This window comes from Mycobacterium sp. (assembly GCF_032161845.1).
Classification (GTDB): Bacteria; Actinomycetota; Actinomycetes; order Mycobacteriales; family Mycobacteriaceae; genus Mycobacterium.
In genome coordinates this window covers 1-15,849 of sequence record NZ_JAVRQA010000106.1, presented here as the reverse complement: position 1 = coordinate 15,849, position 15,849 = coordinate 1, and the positions used below count along the sequence as shown (strand labels likewise).

Genomic DNA, 15,849 nt, shown 5'->3' with positions numbered 1-15,849 from the left:
GACGCCGTCGTGATGTTCGGCGACCTCGCGGTCATCACCAATCCTCGTCAACCGGCACGCAATCCGGAAATCGTTGCGGTCCAACGAACCATCGATGAACTGGGACTCGATGTTGCAGCGATCACCGAGGGAACACTCGACGGCGGTGACGTGCTGAAGGTCGGTTCCCAGGTGTACGTCGGCCTCAGCGGCACCACCAACGCGTCGGCGATCGAGCAGCTGGCACAGATCCTGACCCCCCGCGGATACACCGTCGTGGCAGTTCCTCTGACCAAGGCGCTGCATCTGAAGAGCGCGGTCACGGCACTACCCGACGGCACCATCATCGGATACGAGCCCGTCGTGGACGACCCTGGACTGTTTCCGTCCTTCGTCGCCGTATCCGAGGAACCGGGCGCACACGTGGTCATCCTCGATGACGACCACTTGCTGATGAGTTCGAGGGCGCCGGAGACGGCCGCGTGGTTGACCGACCGCGGCTACCGATTGGAACCCGTTGACGTCTCGGAATACGAGAAGCTCGAGGGCTGCGTGACGTGCCTGAGCGTGCGGGTTCGCTGAGCCGGCCATGACATCGCGCCGTTGAGGCACAATCGTATGCGTGACGACACCGCCGCAGGGCCCGCAGCGACCGGGCGACCGCGGCGAACCAGTCCGCCCTGACGCTCCGACACGACGGATTCCTCGCCCCCCGCCACCTGAACCACCGACGCAGCAGTTCCGAGCGCGGCAGCGTCCAAGCGATGCGGTGCCCACTGAGCGAATTCGGCTGCCGCACAGGACTTCTGGTCCACCTCCTGAGATCGGTCCTCCGCCGATCGGGCCACCTCCGCGCACTGGTCGGGAACCGCAGCCGCAGGCCGCCAAGAAGCCGCGCCGCTCCTGGCTCCGTGATCCGCTGTCGCTGTCCCTCGTCGCCATCATCGTGGTGGCGGTCATCGTCGGCGGGCTTGCCGGAACCGAGCTGTACGCGCGCCATCGCGTTGACGGCATCTTGGTGGAGATCGCCGAATGCGTCGTCAAGGACGGGGCGACCGTCTCGTTCGGGGTCAATCCACCCTTCCTTTGGCAGCACCTCACTGGCCACTACACGAACATCTCGGTGTCCACCGACGGGAATCAGGTACAGGACGCGAAGGGAATGCAGGCCGACGTGTCCGTGTCGGATGTTCGGTTGCACGGCACGTCGGATTCGAAGGGGACCATCGGTTCTCTCAACGCCACGCTGACGTGGACGGCCGCGGGCATCAAGGACACCGTCGCGGCCAACCTTCCCGGTGTGGGCAATCTGGTCACCGGGGTGACGACCGACCCGGCGGCGGGCACGCTCAACCTGGAGGCCGGAAGCATCACGGTGACCGCCAAACCGGTGGTGGCCAACGGCGACCTCGGCTTGGAGGTGGTCGACGTCGCAGGCCCGCTGGCGAAGGACACCGTGCAGACCGCTCTCGACGGGCTCACCGCGAAGTTGAACGCTCAGTACCCGCTCGGCATTCACGCCGACAGCGTGGCGGTGACCGACACGGGCGTGGTCGGAACGTTCTCCACGCAGAACGCGTCGATTCCTCAGGACGACGCCGACGCGTGCTTCGCTCGGCTGTGAGCGGTCGATGGCCTAGCACGTCCGGCGTTGGCCTGTCGGCGAATCCCATTCCAGCGTAAGCCAATTGATCCGAAATTCGCTCGCACCGATCTTCGCCCACCGTGGTGGCGCTAACGAGCCCGCGAGCCCTTGGGCGGTTGCACGCCGTGGGCGAGCCCGTTGGCGACGTGGATTCCTGCGGCGAAGTCGGCGAACTTATGAAACGCGTGGCTGCTGACGATCCGCTGCCTGCGAGATGGTCGTTTGTACAACATGTTTCAATCATCGTCGGCAGATGGCCCGATCAACAGTGGCACTAAGGCCGATATTCGATAAGATAGTGACATGCATTCGGTGGCGATCCTGGCCTACGACGGAATGTCGGGCTTCGAGTCTGGTCTGGCTTCAGAGATCTTCGGGATCACCGAATTCTCGGAGATGTTCTCTGCGGGCATCTCAAGACCGTGGTACTCGGTCAAGCTGTGTTCCGAGCAGCCCGAAGTTCGAATGGTGGGCGGCGCGACGGTGCGGACGTCGTACGGGCTGGCCGATCTGGCCGCCGCCGATACGGTCGTCATTCCCAGCGTTCGAGACGTTACCGAGCCGACCTCGCCCGCCGTCGTCGAAGCGATTCAGGCTGCGCACGAGCGAGGTTCGCGGCTGGTGTCCATCTGCTCGGGTGCGTTCGCGCTTGCCGCGGCGGGAGTGCTCGATGGCCGGTCGGCCACGACCCACTGGATCTACGTGGACCTCCTGCAGGAGCGTTATCCCGAGGTCGACGTCGATCCGACACCGCTGTACGTCGACGGCGGCAACGTGCTCACCAGCGCAGGATGTGCTGCGGGCCTTGACCTGTGCCTCCACGTCGTGCGCGCCGATCACGGCGCCCGAATCGCCAACGACGTCGCGCGACGGATGGTGGTCGCGCCGCACCGCGCCGGGGGACAGGCCCAGTACATCGAGTCCCCGGTGCCGGAACCAACGACCGACGGCCAGATCGCGGCCGGAATGGCTTGGGCCCTGGCGAATCTGGACTCGCCGATCACGCTCGACGAATTGGCCGCGCAGTCAGCACTGTCACGGCGAAGTTACCTCCGGAGGTTCGCCAAGTCGACCGGGACCACCCCGATCAAATGGCTCATCGCGCAACGCATTCAGGCGAGCCTGGCACTCTTGGAGTCCTCATCACTGTCGATCGAGCAGATCGCCGCACGGGTCGGCTTCGACTCACCGGTGACCTATCGGCACCACTTCGTCCGCACGCTGCGCACGACACCCAGCGAGTACCGCGCCAGCTTCACGGGCCGGGCATGATGGTTGTCGTGGAGTCGACCCGCGTGGACAGCTGGTTGTGGGCGGTCCGGCTGACGAAGACAAGACCGGACGCCGCTGCGGCCTGCCGGGGCGGACACGTGCGAATCAACGATCGGCCGGCCAAGCCTTCCACGACGGTGTCGCCCGGTGACGAGGTGCGGGCCCGACTGGGGGAGAGGACGCGGATCGTCGAGGTGGTGCGGGTCATCCAGAAGAGAGTGGGTGCAGCCGACGCCGTGACGTGCTTCCTCGATCACACGCCCGCGCCGCCGCCGGTGGTTGACGTGCCGGTGGCGTTCCGCGATCGGGGCGCCGGGCGGCCGACGAAGCGGGACCGTCGTGCGCTGGACAAATGGCGGGCGAGCCAGGGCTGAGCTCACCCAACATCGATGTCGGGTCGCGCAAAGTCGATGTGTGGGACGATGGCCGTGCGCCGCGACCCACTCCAATGGAGGGTGAACGCGGCCACCACCAGAGAGGACAACCGGGATACATGACTGATGGACAGCGCGTCACCGCCGCAAACGCCGCGAAGATCGTGTTCGCGGGCGTGATGATCGCCGGCAGTGCCCTGGCCATGGCCGGCCACGCCGGTGCCGATCCAGTGGCGCCATACACGCCGGTACCAGGGGCTCCGGACGCTCCGCCTCCTCCTGGCCAGCCCGTGGCCGAGGCGGCCGACGCACCTGTGGCTCCGCCGGCACCTCCACCAGTTGGTGCCCCCGTGGTGCCAGAGATCGCCAACCCCCAGTACGGGACCGGCTCGGGGCCGTTGGGCTTCCTCAGGGATGCCTGGCATCAGGCCAAGGATCCGTACAACCTCGGTGATTCCCCCGATGGCTTGCCGGCTGGGGGTGCCCCACCTCCCGGTGCAGGCCCACCGCCACCGCTGCCGCCAGGATTCAAATCGGTGAACTTCCCCGAGTCCGACACCGTCTCGACTCAAGCTCCGCCCAACTCTGGTGGGCCCGCGCTACCGCCCGGCTATTACCCACTGAACGGCCCGCCGCCCCCCGGATTCGAAGCGCCGCCCGCGGCGCCCGCCGATCCGGCGGCACCACCGGTGATCCTGCCTGCGCCTGCGGGGTAGTAACTCAGCCTGAGCGGGCCGCAGCGTAGCCGTTCAACCGGCAGTGTTGCGGTGCTTGCACCCCGGCCAGCAGCACGGTCGGCGCTGGCCTTCCTCGAGTTCTTCCTGAGTGCGACGGATGCGGCGTTCCCTGGTCTTGTCCTGCTTGGCATCCTCGACCCAACAAATGAACTCATTGCGAGCCAAGGGCGTGATGTCCTTCCAGGCAGTGAGCGCCGTGCCGTTCGCGATCAGCGCCTTGCGCAGGTCAGCAGGCAACTCGTGCACCACGCCGCCGGGCACTCGTTGGCCACCCACGGGGTCAGGCTAATCGTTCACTCAGCCCGTGATGCCAAGAACTTTGATCGCGAAGACGAGCGTGTCGCCCTTCTGGATGCCGGCGCTTGGCTGACCGTCGGGGTAGCCGTCGGCAGAGGCCATGGCAACGGCGACCGTCGACCCGACGTGCTGTCCCGCGATGGCCTTCTGGAAGCCCGGCACGACTCTGTCGAGTGGGAATTCCGCAGCCTCTCCCCGTTCGTAACTGCTGTCGAACACGCTGCCGTCACGTCCGTTGACGCCCATGTAGCAGACGGAGACCGTCGCGGTGTCCCCGACGACTGGCCCGTCGCCGGCCTTCAGAGTGTGAACCTGAGTTTCACCGACGCTGAACGGCCCGTCGACCTTGACCTGCGGGGCAGCCGTGTCCGTCGATCCGGTGACGGCCACATTGCCGCTCGTTCCGGTCAGCGTCCACTCGGGCGCGCCGCCGGTCGGCACTGCCGTTGGGCACGACGCCGTATCGGCGACGGCGGACGGGCTTGGTGCAGCAACGACGGAGGAACTGGATGCTGCGGCCGAGGACGAGCCCGGTGTGGCGTCCGCGTCGGAGCCGCACCCGGCAAGCATCACGACGAGCGGCGCGGCACATGCCACGAAGGCGAGAGAGGGAGTCAAGCGAGATGAATTCACGGTCGCCACGCTACAGCCGCCGTAGCGGCCGCCAGCGGCGGCGCGATCTGGCGTTACTCGCCAGGGCCAGTGGCGCGAGCTGTCGCGCTCAGGCCGTCGGCAGCCGGTAGTCGCAGTACTCGTCGCGCAGGGCCTTCTTCAGCAGCTTGCCGGTCGCGGTGTGCGGCAACTCGGGCACGAACACCACGTCGTCGGGTAGCCACCACTTCGCGACCCGCTCGCTCAGATACGAGAGCACCTCGTCCCGGTCGACGTGGTGGCCGGGGCGGCCGACGACCAGAAGCAGCGGCCGCTCCTGCCACTTCGGATGCGACACTCCGATCACCGCCGCCTCGGCGACGCCGGGGTGGCCCATCGCGGCGTTCTCCACGTCGATGGAGGAGATCCACTCGCCGCCCGATTTGATGACGTCCTTGGCGCGGTCGACGAGCTGGACGTAACCGTCGGGGTCGATGGTCGCGACGTCACCGGTGCCGAAGTAGCCCTCCGCGTCGAGCGGCGTACCGCCTTCGGCCTTGAAGTAGCCACTGGTGATCCACGGCCCGCGCACGTGCAGGTGACCAAACGCCTTGCCGTCCCAGGGAAGCGGGTTGCCGTCGTCGTCGATGATCTTGAGGTCAACTCCCCAGACGCCGCGACCCTGCTTGAGCTTGACCTTGACCAGATCGTCGCCCGAGTTTTCAGCGTGTTTGGGCAGCAGCCTGCCGATGGCGCCGATCGGGCTGGTTTCGGTCATTCCCCAACCCTGGAGGACCTCGACACCGAAGTCGTTCTCGAAGCGTTCCAGCATCGCGCGCGACATCGCCGAGCCGCCGATGCCGACCGACGCGAGCGCCAATGTCCGCGGATCGATTTCGGGATGCTCGTCCAGGTAGCCGAACAACATCATCCACACGGTGGGCACGCCCATGGAGAAGGTGACCCGCTCATCGCGCATGAGCTCGTAGACGCTCTGGCCATCGAGGAACGGACCCGGCAGCACCAGCTTGGAGCCGACCATCGCGGCGGCATACGGCGCGCCCCATGCGTTGGCGTGGAACATCGGTACGACGAGCATCAAGGCCGTGCTGGAGTTGATCCCGAAGGTGTCCGGCGCAAGTTCCATCAGCGAGTGCAGGACCGTGGAGCGATGCGAGTAGAGCACGCCCTTTGGATTGCCCGTCGTGCCCGAGGTATAGCAAAGCGACGACGCGGTCCGCTCGTCGAATTCCGGCCAGGTGAACTCACTACTCTGCTCGGCGATGAAGTCGTCGAAGGCGAGCAGATTCGGCACGTCGAGCGTCGGCAACTGATCGCGTCCGCAGAGGGCGACGAACGTCTTGACGGTTCTCAGGCGCGGTGCCAGCTTGTCGACGACCGGCGCGAAGTCGACGTCGAACAGCAGCACCTGATCCTCGGCGTGGTTGACGATGTACTCGATCTGCTCGGGGAACAGGCGTGGGTTCACCGTGTGCAACACCGCGCCCGCCCCGGATACGCCGAAGTACAACGCGAGATGGCGGTGGCTGTTCCAGGCCAGCGTGCCGACGCGGTCGCCGCTCCCGACGCCGAGCTGGGCCAGGCCGTTGGCGATTCGCCTGGCATCGTCGCGTACCCCGCGCCACGTGGTGCGGTGAACTCTTCCCTCGGGCAATCGCGAGACGATCTCGGTCTCCGGATGGAACGTCGCCGCATGCTCGATCAGCGACGAGATGAGCAGCGGTCGATCCTGCATCAGTCCGAACATGACGTGCCCCCCAAGATGCCGTCCCCCGACGACTCTGGCAAACATCGTGACACCTTCGCGACACTTCCGGGGCGATACCGCAGCTCCCAGGCAGCGCCGAGCTGAACCCGCTGACTAGGTGTGATGTCCAGGGAGGTTGTCCTGCGTTGTATCGGTGGTTGCGCGAACGAGGTTGACGGCGCCCGTCAGGAGATCGAGGGTTGAGCCGTGACTGCGTACGAACCCGACATCCTCGCCGACGGGCTCGACGTCGTCTTCTGCGGAATCAACCCGGCATCCACTGCCGCAGCCGATGGCCACAACTTCTCGAATGGGACCAACCGCTTCTGGCAGCTGCTGCACCTCGCCGGCTTCACCGACAAACGGTTGCGGCCCGAGGACGAACGCCAGCTGCTGAACTATCACTGCGGCATCACCGCCGTCGTAATGCGACCGACCCCGAAGGCCGACGACGTCTCGACGGAGGAGTTCCGGCGGGCCCGGCCCGCGTTCGAGGCGAAGATTCGAAGGTACCAACCTGGTGCCATCGCCTTCCTTGGCAAGCGGGCACTGACGGCCATGATGGGGGTGCCGAAGATGGGTTGGGGACGACAACCAGTCGGGTTCGCGGGCGCCGATGCCTGGGCTCTTCCGAACCCGAGCGGTCTCAACCGGCGCTTCACGATGGATCAGCTCGTGGTGGCCTACTCCGAGCTTCGCACCAATGTGGGATCCCCAAACAGGTCCTTGTGAACGGAGGGCAGAAGTGATGGGAACGAAGCAGTCGCGCAGTGGTTACTTGCCCGTCAACGGGCTGAACCTCTACTACGAGGTGTACGGCTCTCTCGGTGCGTCGAAGCCTCCGTTGCTGTTGATTCCTGGCGCGTTCATGGCAACGGACTCAATGGGCGGGTGGGCGGACGCCTTCGCACGCGAGCGCGCCGTGATCGTGTTCGATCAACAAGGACATGGCCGTACGCCGGATACCTCGCGGCAGATGTCATACGAGCAGTTCGCCGACGATGCCGCGGCCCTGCTGCGCGCCTTGGGCGTGGAGCGTGCGGATGTGATGGGTTACTCACAGGGCGGCGGGGTTGCACTCCAGCTCGCTATCCGGCACGAGTCGCTGGTGAACAAGCTGGTCTCGATGTCGGCCACGTATCGGAAGGACGGCTGGTACCCGTCGGTGTTCGACGCCATCGGGAGCCTCGGCGCCGACGCGTTCGCCGGTACGCCCGTCACGGACGCGTTCCTGGCGCACACGCCGGACGCCAAGGCGTTCGACGCCTACCTCGAGAAGATGAAGCACTTGAACATCAACGACCAAGACATCAGCGACGAGGAGATGCGGTCGATCTCCGCGAAGACGATGGTGATCGTCGGCGATGCGGACGGCGTGAAGCCCGAACATGCGCTGGCGATGTTCAAGCTTCGCGGCGGGGGCGATGAGGGGGCAGCGGCGGCGGGAACCTTGCGCGGGGTCCCGGCCGCGCGGTTGGTGGTTCTGCCAGCGATGTCGCACATTGGTCTGGCGGGGGAGTCGGAGGTGCTCGTGCCGATGGTGAGCGCATTTCTCGATGACCGTCCGCCGCCGACGCCGGAGCTCTTCTAACGCTCACCGCCATGGCTAGGAAGCACACCAGAAAATGACGCCAACTTGTATCTTGATAGTCACTGTCACAGTGGGTACGTTCGGGCGATGGGCATTCTCGACCGCAAGGTCGCTCTGATTACGGGTGCTGGGCAGGGCGTCGGCCGCGGCATCGCACTGGCGATGGCAAGAGAGGGTGCGGCGATCGCCGTGGTCGACCGCAACGGCGAAACTGCAGCGGCGACAGTAACTCTCATCGAGGACCTGGGCGGCAATGCGCTGTACCGCATCTGCGACGTGAGTAACTCAGACGAGGTGAACGCCTGTGTGGCTTCGGTCGTCGAGGCCCTCGGCAGCGTGGACATCCTGGTGAACAACGCGGTGGACGCCAGGGTCGGAATTCCGATGCAAGACCTCGACGACGAACAATTCTTGGTTTCCTTCGCCAGTGGGCCCTTCGCGTCGTTCTGGTTCATGCGGGCGTGCTTTCCGCATCTGCAGGACGGTGGGCGTGTCATCAACCTGCGGTCGGGCACCGAGAACCAAGCCATGGTTGGGTATGGCGCCTACGTTGCCGCCAAGGCCGCCGTCGGTGGCCTCACCCGCGCGGCGGCCCGCGAGTGGGGCCGCAAGGGCATCACGGTCAACGCCCTCGTTCCCTTTGCGCTCAGCCCAAGCGCCGAGGCAGATCTCGCGGAACGGCCCGGACGACTCGATGCCCTCTATCGGCAGTTGTCGATCCCGCGGACGGCCGACCCCGAAGCCGACGTGGGACGCGCGGCCGTCTTCCTCGCAGGGCCGGACGCCTCGTTCATCACCGGCTGCACCCTCTCAGTCGACGGCGGCGGCTCCTTCTTCGCCTAGTCAAACCTTCACTCACCCAACCAAAGTCAAGGGAGACGATGGCCGAGTTCACTGAACGAGAAGTGGAGGCGCTGGAGTCCTATTGGCGCTACGTCGCGCAGCGCGAACGGCGCAGCTGATGGGAGCACCGGCTCGCATCGTTGTTGATAGCACCTTCTATCTTGACAGTGACTCTCACTCGCGGCTTGAATGACCCCATGGCGATTCGAGTGGTGCAGTGGGCGACTGGCGGCGTTGGTAGAGCGGCGATCGAGGGGGTGCTCGCCCATCCCGACCTCGAACTGGTGGGCACCTGGGTGCACTCGGAGAGCAAGCACAACAAGGACGTCGGCGAATTGCTCGGCCTCGACCCGATCGGCGTCATCGCGACGACCAGCGTGGACGACATCCTCGCTCTCGACGCCGACTGCGTGGTCTACAGCCCGCTCCTTCCCAACGAGGACGAGGTGATTGCACTTCTTCGCTCGGGCAAGAACGTGGTCACGCCCGTCGGCTGGGTTTACCCCGACCTCGAGAACTGCACGGCGATCCTCGACGCCTGTGCCGACGGAGCAAGCACCCTGCACGGCACCGGCATTCACCCGGGCGGCATCACGGAGCGGTTTCCACTCATGGTCTCGGCCCTGAGCGCGCGGGTGACGCACGTACGGGCAGAGGAGTTCAGTGACATCCGCACCTACAACGCCCCTGACGTCGTGCGCCACATCATGGGGTTCGGCGTGCCACCCGAGGAAGCGATGGCTGGACCTATCGTCGACTTGCTGGCCGCGGGGTTCAAGGCGTCCGTGCGAATGATAGTGACCGAGATGGGTTTCGACGTCGATCCCGAACTCGAGGCGCTGCAGGAGGTCGCCGTCGCCACCAAGCCGATCGACGCACCGGTCGGCGTGATAGCGCCCGGACAGGTCGCGGCTCGAAGGTTCCATTGGCGTGCACTCGTGGACGGCACGCCGGTCGTCACCGCGAGCGTCAACTGGTTCATGGGGGAGGAACATTTCGACCCCGCCTGGAGCTTCGGCCCACAGGGGGAGCGTTTCGAAGTCGAGATCAGTGGTGACCCCGACGTCTTGCTCACCTTCAAGGGCCTGCAGCCCGAGACCATCGCGGAGGGACTGGTTCGCAACCCCGGCGTCGTCGCCACGGCCAATCACTGTGTCAGCGCGGTTCCGTACGTCGTCGACGCCGACCCCGGAATCAAGACGTACCTCGATCTGCCCCTGCTGGCCGGCCGTGCAGCACCACAGTTCGGTTTGGGGCGCACCAAGTGATCCTCGACGAGTTCCGGCTCGACGGTCGCGTCGCAGTCGTCACCGGCGCCGGCCAGGGCATCGGGCGCGGGATCGCGCTTGGCCTCGCCGAGGCCGGCGCAACTGTCGTGATCGGGGCGCGTACCGAGTCCGACCTCACCGACGTCGTCGCGCGCGTCGAGGAGGCTGGCGGCAGAGCTCTTGCCGTCGTCACGGACGTCCTGGTCGCCGATGATCGCCGTCGGCTAATCGATTCTGCAACAGAGCATTTCGGACGTCTGGACGTGCTCGTCAACAACGCTGGCGGTACGGGGCCGCGGTCTGCGATGACGACGTCGGAGCAGTTCTTCGACATGGCGCTGAAGTTCAACGTCACCGCGCCGTTCCTGATGAGCCAGCTCGCCGCTCAGGCGATGGTGGACACGGCGGGCAGCGGATCGATCGTCAACATCTCCTCCCGCTCCTCGGACATGGTGCTGAGCTCGTTCGCCGCCTACGGTGCGGGCAAGGCCGCACTCAATCAGATGACGCGCAACCTTGCTGGCGAGTTCGCGCCATTGGTTCGGGTGAATGCGATCGTCGTCGGCGGCGTTGCGACCCAAGGCCTGGACGTTGTCCTCACCAACGACGAGCTACGGGCACAGTTCGAAGCCAATACCCCGATGGGTCGCCCGGGCACGCCGAAGGACATTGCTTGTGCGGCGCTCTATCTGGCCTCAGCGGCGTCGGCGTGGGTCACTGGCAAGTTGCTTCACGTCGATGGCGGCTGCGAGCGACCGGCCATGGACGTCCCGGCGCCAAAGTTACGCCCGAGTCGTTGACGCGTGAAAACTGGAACGCCAAGGGTTCTCGTCGCCGGTCTGGGTGACATCGGTGTCCTCACCGCGATCCATCTCGCCCGTCACGCCAGCGTTGTCGGAATCTCGGCGAAGCCCGAGCTGGTGAGCGGGCAGGAATTGGGAGTGCGATTGGCGCGCCCCGACGATTGGGCCCGTGACAACCGCGTCGACTTCGCCCGCTACCGACGGCTCGATGGCGTACGCCGGGTGCATGGGGTACTCACCAGGGTCGACCTCGATGCGCGCGAGGTCATCGTCCGACTCGCCGACGGCGACGTCACCGTCGAGGCGTACGACGTCCTGGTGATCTCGACCGGAGTGACGAACGGCTTCTGGCGCACGTCAGACCTGCAGTCGCGGGAGGACGTCGACGCCGACATCCGATCGCATCACCAAGCCGTTGCCGCCGCGGCATCGGTGAGCGTCATCGGCGGGGGAGCGGCAGCGGTCAGCGCTGCAGCCAACCTGCGAATTCGTTGGCCGGACAAGAAGATCGACCTGTACTTTCCTGGGCGGCAAGCGATCGTCGAGCACCATCCACGCGCCTGGAGTCAGGTGCGCAGCCGACTCATCGGACTCGGCGTCGGACTCCATCCGGGACACCGGGCGGTCGTGCCGGACGGGTTCGCGTGCGACGAGATCACCCACCACCCCGTCCAGTGGAGTACCGGACAACACCCGGCGGCGGCTGACGCGGTCGTGTGGGCGATCGGCAAGGTCCGGCCCAACACCAGCTGGCTGCCCGACACGCTGCTCGATGAGCACGGCTTCGTCGAAGTCGGCCCCACCCTTCAGTCGTCCGTGCGCCCCGAGGTCTTCGCCATCGGCGACGTCGCCGCTACCGATCCATTGCGTTCCACGGCCCGCAACCGCGCAGATGGCTTGCTGGCCAGCAATATTCGCGCCTATCTGGCTGGCAGGCCGCTCAAGGAGTATCGGGCGTCGCGATCCCGTTGGGGGTCAGTGCTCGGCGTCCAGGACGACGGCCTCCTGTTCATCGCGCCTGACGGTCGCGGGATTCAGATTCCGGCCTGGGTGATTCACCGGGTCCTGCTGCCGTGGGTGGTTCGGCGCGGGTTCTATCGCGGTGTTCGCCGAGCTTCGTCGGTATATGGCCAGAAGCGGTAGGCCACCAGTATCGGCACGATGGACCAAGGCAGGTTCATCGGCAGGTACGTCCAGAGGTGCGGGGGGCTGTCTGGTCCGAGGAATGTCTGCATGAAGTAGAAGTACATGTTCATCGTGGCACTGACCGCGTAGACCAGGGCCAGGGGACGCAGCCACGGCCATGACTTGAGCTTCCATACCCCGATGGTGAGCACGACCAGCAGCGGGAGTTGGACGAAGGCGTCGTAGAGCAGCGAGGCCTGCAACGTGGGTGGCATGACGAGATGCTGCGGTTCCTGCTCGACCGCCCACGTGTGCAACCAACGCAACACCGGCCATGGGCTGTCAGGGGCGATGGGCAGTCCGAGCCCTTCCGGCAGGCTCAACGCAACGGCGTTGATGATGCCGAGGATGAAGGCTGGGAGCAGGACGTAATCGAGTCGGCTCCGGACGATTGTGCTGGACGTCATGAAGATTCGCGCGCTCGCCGACGCGTGCCGCGCCGCACCGGCGTAGCGGGCCCGCGGGTCACCAGGTGGAGGGCCCGCTCGGTGAGGGCGTGCAGGGACTCACTCTGATCGTGGGCGAGCCACCACTCGTACGCGTACTCGACCGCAGCGACGGCCGCGCGCACCAACACTCCAGCCTGGATGTCAGCGGCGATGTCGTCGTTGCCGAGGCGTGTCGAGACGGCGCTGATGAGTTCGTCGCAGTCTTCGCGATTGAGGACGGAGGCTCGCCGCATCTCCGCCGGCGCCGAGGCCATCGCCCGACGCCACAGTTCGAGCGTCTCGTCGTCGTCCACGAATTGCGAAGTGCGAGTAAGGATTGCCGCAGCGATGGAGTCGGCGATGTCCTCGTCCGGCGGACGTGCGCGAAAGTTGGCGACGACCTGCGCGCGGCCGCGCTGGGTCGCGCCGAGCAAGAGGTACTCCTTGCTCGGTACGTGCCGAAAGAAGGTACTCGGCGAAATGCCAACCGCTTCGGCTATCGCTTCGGTGGTGACGTTGTCGAAACCGTGTGCAGCGAACAGCCGCAGAGCGGCCTGCTGAATGTCGGTGCGGAGCGCGTTGCGTTGCCGCTCGCGCAGCGGAATCGATGCGTTGCCCGTTGGCTGCCCGGGCTCGTTCTGCGCGATGGTCATGCTCACCTCGTTGTTCGTGGTGCCAGCGGTGGAACGGGAATCTGCACGGCGGGGACACTGGAGCCACCGTCGACGTTGAGGATGGTGCCCGTAACCCAGGACGACGCCGGGGATGCCAGGTAGAGGGCGGCGCAGGCGATGTCCTCGGGTCTTCCGGCGCGCCCCATGGGGGTGCGAGCCAGGAAATCGCGGCGCATCTGCTCATCTTGCATCACGGTCGCGAGCGCTCGGGTGTCAATGGCCCCGGCACCGATGGCGTTGATGCGCACCAGTGGAGCGAACTCCGCAGCCAGATTCTTGGTCATGTGCGTCAGGGCCGCCTTGCCGACTCCGTGGGCGACGAAGGAGGTGAGCACCATGTCGGCGACGCGCGAGGAGATGTTGACGACACTGCCGCCCCCCGCCGTGTCCACCATCGCCTGCGCGGCAACCTTGGTCAGCAGAAACGGTGCGATGGCGTTGAAGTGGACGGCGGAATGGAGGAAGCCTTCCGAGGTCATCATCGCCGGTTTCGGTGCCGTACCTCCAGCGTTGTTGATCAAGATGTCGAGACGACCGAACACGCGCAAGGTCTCGGCCACCAGGTGATCGAGCTGGTCTGACTCCATCACGTCAGTCCGCACCGCAACGGCCCGCCTGCCGGTCTCCTCGACACGCGCCACGACTTCGTCGAGGTCCGTCGTCGTGCGCGCCGCGACGACGACGTCCGCACCCGCCTCGGCCAACCCGATTGCGATGCTGCGCCCGATGCCGAGCCCTGCGCCCGTGACGATGGCGACCTTGTCGGTGATGGCGAAGTTCTCGAGGATCACGTGCATTGCCTCTCACCAGAACGGGCCGTCATGCCTGCAGACCACAGTCTTGAGACAATGAGAGTTACTGTCAAGTTCAATTTCACTGTTGTTCTGAATGTTATTGTCACTGCGACCATACCCGTCCACTATTGACGGTCAGGGGTGGTCGTGGTGATCCAACGCCGGGGGGTATCCGCGTTCGCGTGCCAGGCGTGATGCGCGGCGACGGGCCCCTCGGGCTCCGGCGCCTCGGGTGCGGATAGTGGAGCCGGCGGCGTCGGTGATGGGGGAGGCACTGGCGTCAAGTGACCCGGGTCAGCTGGCTCACCAGTTCACGGTGACACTGCTCCCGTTGGGGTAACCGGTGGATTCGAAACATGTTCGGAAGGCATAGGTTTCGCCCCGGCGACGATCGCCTCCAAGGCCGCGACGTGGCCATCGAAGGCATCGCGGCCAATGATCGTCAACCGCGCGTACATCTTTCGGCGGCCGCCACTGAGGCGGCGTTCGGTCGTTACGTAGCCAGCCTCGTCGAGCGTCGCGAGTTGCTTGGACAGTGCCGAGTCGGACATTCCCAGCTGTTCCTTGAGGAAGGCGAACTCAGCCCAATCGGCCGCGGCTAGTGTCGCGACCAAGGAGAGTCGGGTGCTGGGATGGATCAACTCATCGAAGCGCGCCTTCGTCACGCCCGAGCTCCGTGACGCAGGACGCGCAAAATCTCCGGTCCTCCGAACCCGACGATGACTGCCACGAACACCGCGGCCCAGATGCCTGGGTGACCGGCACCATCGGCGTCGAGCGCCATCGCCGTACCGATGGTGACGCCGACCAGAAGGACCAACATGCCGACCACGGTCACCGCGGTACGACGACCGGCGACGATCGCGCTGACCTGCAATCGATCCGTCCGGCGCCGCCCGTCGAGCAACCTCGACGCGAGCACTGAGTGGCCCATGCCGAAGCCCAACGTCGCCACCGTGACTAGCCACATTGGCCCGACGTCGCCGATCACGCCCAGCGCGACCCAGCCTGCCGCCAATGCCCACCAGTAACCGCGGGGCAGCCCGACCTCCGCGGCCACTTGACGTCGGGCCCGTTCAGTCGCATCGAGGGCGGCGCGGGCCTCGTCCGGCGTGATCTGACCCTCCATGGCGATACCTCACTTTCCTATGTGGAAAGTCAGAGTCCCACTTTCCTTATCGGAAAGTCAAGGGCGCCCCGGCTACCAGCGACGGTGACACCGTGATTGGTTGCTACCTCACCTTCGTGGCGATCTTTCCGAGTCGACGTAGGCCGTCCATGAAGCCATTGGATGGTCGCTGGATCGGACTGGCCGCCAATGTGCTTCGACGGAAGTCTTCGTCCTCGATCGATGAGCCAGGCTTCTTCTCTGCGGCTTCCGCCTTGACGGCATCTAGCGCCTTCTTGCATTCGATGGATTCGCTGGCGGCTTCGAATACCTCCTCTAACGAAACCTCGTCGGCGGACGAACTCGCCAGCGGGTAGAGAGCGAATGCCGAGTTGTAGGCAGCTTGAGACCCTCGAGAACCGCGTCGATGCAGCTCGCGGAATCTGCCGGGGTGAACATCGTCTTCGTCTGAACGCTCGCTCCGGGCTGGCC

At 65.7% G+C, this 15,849-nt stretch carries 20 protein-coding genes; 11 read left to right on the top strand and 9 right to left on the bottom strand.

What is annotated here, in order from left to right:
- Both QOD90_RS06515 and QOD90_RS06510 read left to right on the top strand, forming a co-directional pair.
- On the top strand, positions 1-561 hold a 561-nt coding region (locus tag QOD90_RS06515), incomplete at its 5' end, for a dimethylarginine dimethylaminohydrolase family protein (protein ID WP_526347839.1).
- Positions 562-748: 187 nt separating this feature from the next.
- Complete coding sequence (locus QOD90_RS06510) at positions 749-1,603, top strand: LmeA family phospholipid-binding protein (RefSeq protein WP_526347837.1); 855 nt, start codon at positions 749-751, stop codon at positions 1,601-1,603.
- Between the two features lie 110 nt (positions 1,604-1,713).
- Here QOD90_RS06510 and QOD90_RS06505 read toward each other — a convergent pair whose 3' ends face one another.
- Positions 1,714-1,857 (bottom strand): hypothetical protein, encoded by a 144-nt coding sequence (locus tag QOD90_RS06505; RefSeq protein WP_526347835.1) that lies wholly within the window; start codon positions 1,855-1,857, stop codon positions 1,714-1,716.
- 70 nt (positions 1,858-1,927) lie between these two features.
- Between QOD90_RS06505 and QOD90_RS06500 the strand changes: the two genes are divergently transcribed.
- The 3 genes from QOD90_RS06500 to QOD90_RS06490 all read left to right on the top strand — a co-directional run bounded on the left by QOD90_RS06500 (position 1,928) and on the right by QOD90_RS06490 (position 3,986).
- The gene (locus tag QOD90_RS06500; RefSeq protein ID WP_526347833.1) at positions 1,928-2,896 is read left to right on the top strand and encodes a GlxA family transcriptional regulator; all 969 of its coding nucleotides are present in this window, start codon (positions 1,928-1,930) and stop codon (positions 2,894-2,896) included.
- An 8-nt stretch (positions 2,897-2,904) separates the two neighbouring features.
- The gene (gene hslR / locus QOD90_RS06495; RefSeq protein ID WP_526347831.1) at positions 2,905-3,270 is read left to right on the top strand and encodes an Hsp15 family ribosome-associated heat shock protein; all 366 of its coding nucleotides are present in this window, start codon (positions 2,905-2,907) and stop codon (positions 3,268-3,270) included.
- A gap of 119 nt (positions 3,271-3,389) precedes the next feature.
- The gene (locus tag QOD90_RS06490; RefSeq protein ID WP_526347829.1) at positions 3,390-3,986 is read left to right on the top strand and encodes a hypothetical protein; all 597 of its coding nucleotides are present in this window, start codon (positions 3,390-3,392) and stop codon (positions 3,984-3,986) included.
- 33 nt (positions 3,987-4,019) lie between these two features.
- Here QOD90_RS06490 and QOD90_RS06485 read toward each other — a convergent pair whose 3' ends face one another.
- The 3 genes from QOD90_RS06485 to QOD90_RS06475 all read right to left on the bottom strand — a co-directional run bounded on the left by QOD90_RS06485 (position 4,020) and on the right by QOD90_RS06475 (position 6,663).
- Entirely contained in the window at positions 4,020-4,283 is a 264-nt protein-coding gene (locus tag QOD90_RS06485; protein WP_526347827.1) for a YdeI/OmpD-associated family protein, read from the bottom strand.
- Between the two features lie 21 nt (positions 4,284-4,304).
- Positions 4,305-4,937, bottom strand: a complete 633-nt coding sequence (locus QOD90_RS06480) for an FKBP-type peptidyl-prolyl cis-trans isomerase (protein ID WP_526347825.1) — start codon at positions 4,935-4,937, stop codon at positions 4,305-4,307.
- A gap of 88 nt (positions 4,938-5,025) precedes the next feature.
- On the bottom strand, positions 5,026-6,663 hold the full coding sequence (locus QOD90_RS06475) for a long-chain fatty acid--CoA ligase (RefSeq protein WP_526347843.1): 1,638 nt from the start codon (positions 6,661-6,663) through the stop codon (positions 5,026-5,028).
- 207 nt (positions 6,664-6,870) lie between these two features.
- Here QOD90_RS06475 and mug point away from each other — a divergent pair, with 207 nt between their 5' ends.
- From mug to QOD90_RS06445, 6 genes are all read left to right on the top strand, one after another.
- Entirely contained in the window at positions 6,871-7,395 is a 525-nt protein-coding gene (mug, locus tag QOD90_RS06470) for a G/U mismatch-specific DNA glycosylase (RefSeq protein ID WP_526347823.1), read from the top strand.
- Positions 7,396-7,411: 16 nt separating this feature from the next.
- Positions 7,412-8,254 (top strand): alpha/beta fold hydrolase, encoded by an 843-nt coding sequence (locus QOD90_RS06465; protein WP_526347821.1) that lies wholly within the window; start codon positions 7,412-7,414, stop codon positions 8,252-8,254.
- Between the two features lie 87 nt (positions 8,255-8,341).
- The gene (locus QOD90_RS06460; RefSeq protein WP_526347819.1) at positions 8,342-9,097 is read left to right on the top strand and encodes an SDR family NAD(P)-dependent oxidoreductase; all 756 of its coding nucleotides are present in this window, start codon (positions 8,342-8,344) and stop codon (positions 9,095-9,097) included.
- Positions 9,098-9,282: 185 nt separating this feature from the next.
- Entirely contained in the window at positions 9,283-10,365 is a 1,083-nt protein-coding gene (locus QOD90_RS06455; RefSeq protein WP_526347841.1) for an NAD(P)H-dependent amine dehydrogenase family protein, read from the top strand.
- Positions 10,362-11,165, top strand: a complete 804-nt coding sequence (locus QOD90_RS06450; protein WP_526347817.1) for an SDR family NAD(P)-dependent oxidoreductase — start codon at positions 10,362-10,364, stop codon at positions 11,163-11,165. Before QOD90_RS06455 ends, QOD90_RS06450 begins: the two co-directional genes overlap by 4 nt.
- Before the next feature lie 3 nt (positions 11,166-11,168).
- Entirely contained in the window at positions 11,169-12,311 is a 1,143-nt protein-coding gene (locus QOD90_RS06445; RefSeq protein WP_526347815.1) for an FAD-dependent oxidoreductase, read from the top strand.
- Here QOD90_RS06445 and QOD90_RS06440 read toward each other — a convergent pair.
- The 5 genes from QOD90_RS06440 to QOD90_RS06420 all read right to left on the bottom strand — a co-directional run bounded on the left by QOD90_RS06440 (position 12,263) and on the right by QOD90_RS06420 (position 15,378).
- A complete protein-coding gene (locus QOD90_RS06440) occupies positions 12,263-12,760 on the bottom strand; it encodes a hypothetical protein (RefSeq protein WP_526347813.1) in 498 nt (165 codons plus the stop codon). The two genes, QOD90_RS06445 and QOD90_RS06440, sit on opposite strands and share 49 nt — an antisense overlap.
- Positions 12,757-13,434: a TetR/AcrR family transcriptional regulator gene (locus QOD90_RS06435; protein WP_526347811.1), complete on the bottom strand. Its 678-nt coding sequence runs from the start codon at positions 13,432-13,434 to the stop codon at positions 12,757-12,759. The genes QOD90_RS06440 and QOD90_RS06435 overlap by 4 nt, the downstream gene beginning before the upstream one ends.
- Before the next feature lie 2 nt (positions 13,435-13,436).
- Entirely contained in the window at positions 13,437-14,252 is an 816-nt protein-coding gene (locus QOD90_RS06430) for an SDR family NAD(P)-dependent oxidoreductase (RefSeq protein ID WP_526347809.1), read from the bottom strand.
- 308 nt (positions 14,253-14,560) lie between these two features.
- Positions 14,561-14,914: a helix-turn-helix domain-containing protein gene (locus tag QOD90_RS06425; RefSeq protein WP_526347807.1), complete on the bottom strand. Its 354-nt coding sequence runs from the start codon at positions 14,912-14,914 to the stop codon at positions 14,561-14,563.
- Entirely contained in the window at positions 14,911-15,378 is a 468-nt protein-coding gene (locus QOD90_RS06420; protein WP_526347805.1) for a hypothetical protein, read from the bottom strand. The genes QOD90_RS06425 and QOD90_RS06420 overlap by 4 nt, the downstream gene beginning before the upstream one ends.
- Positions 15,379-15,849 lie beyond the last annotated feature (471 nt).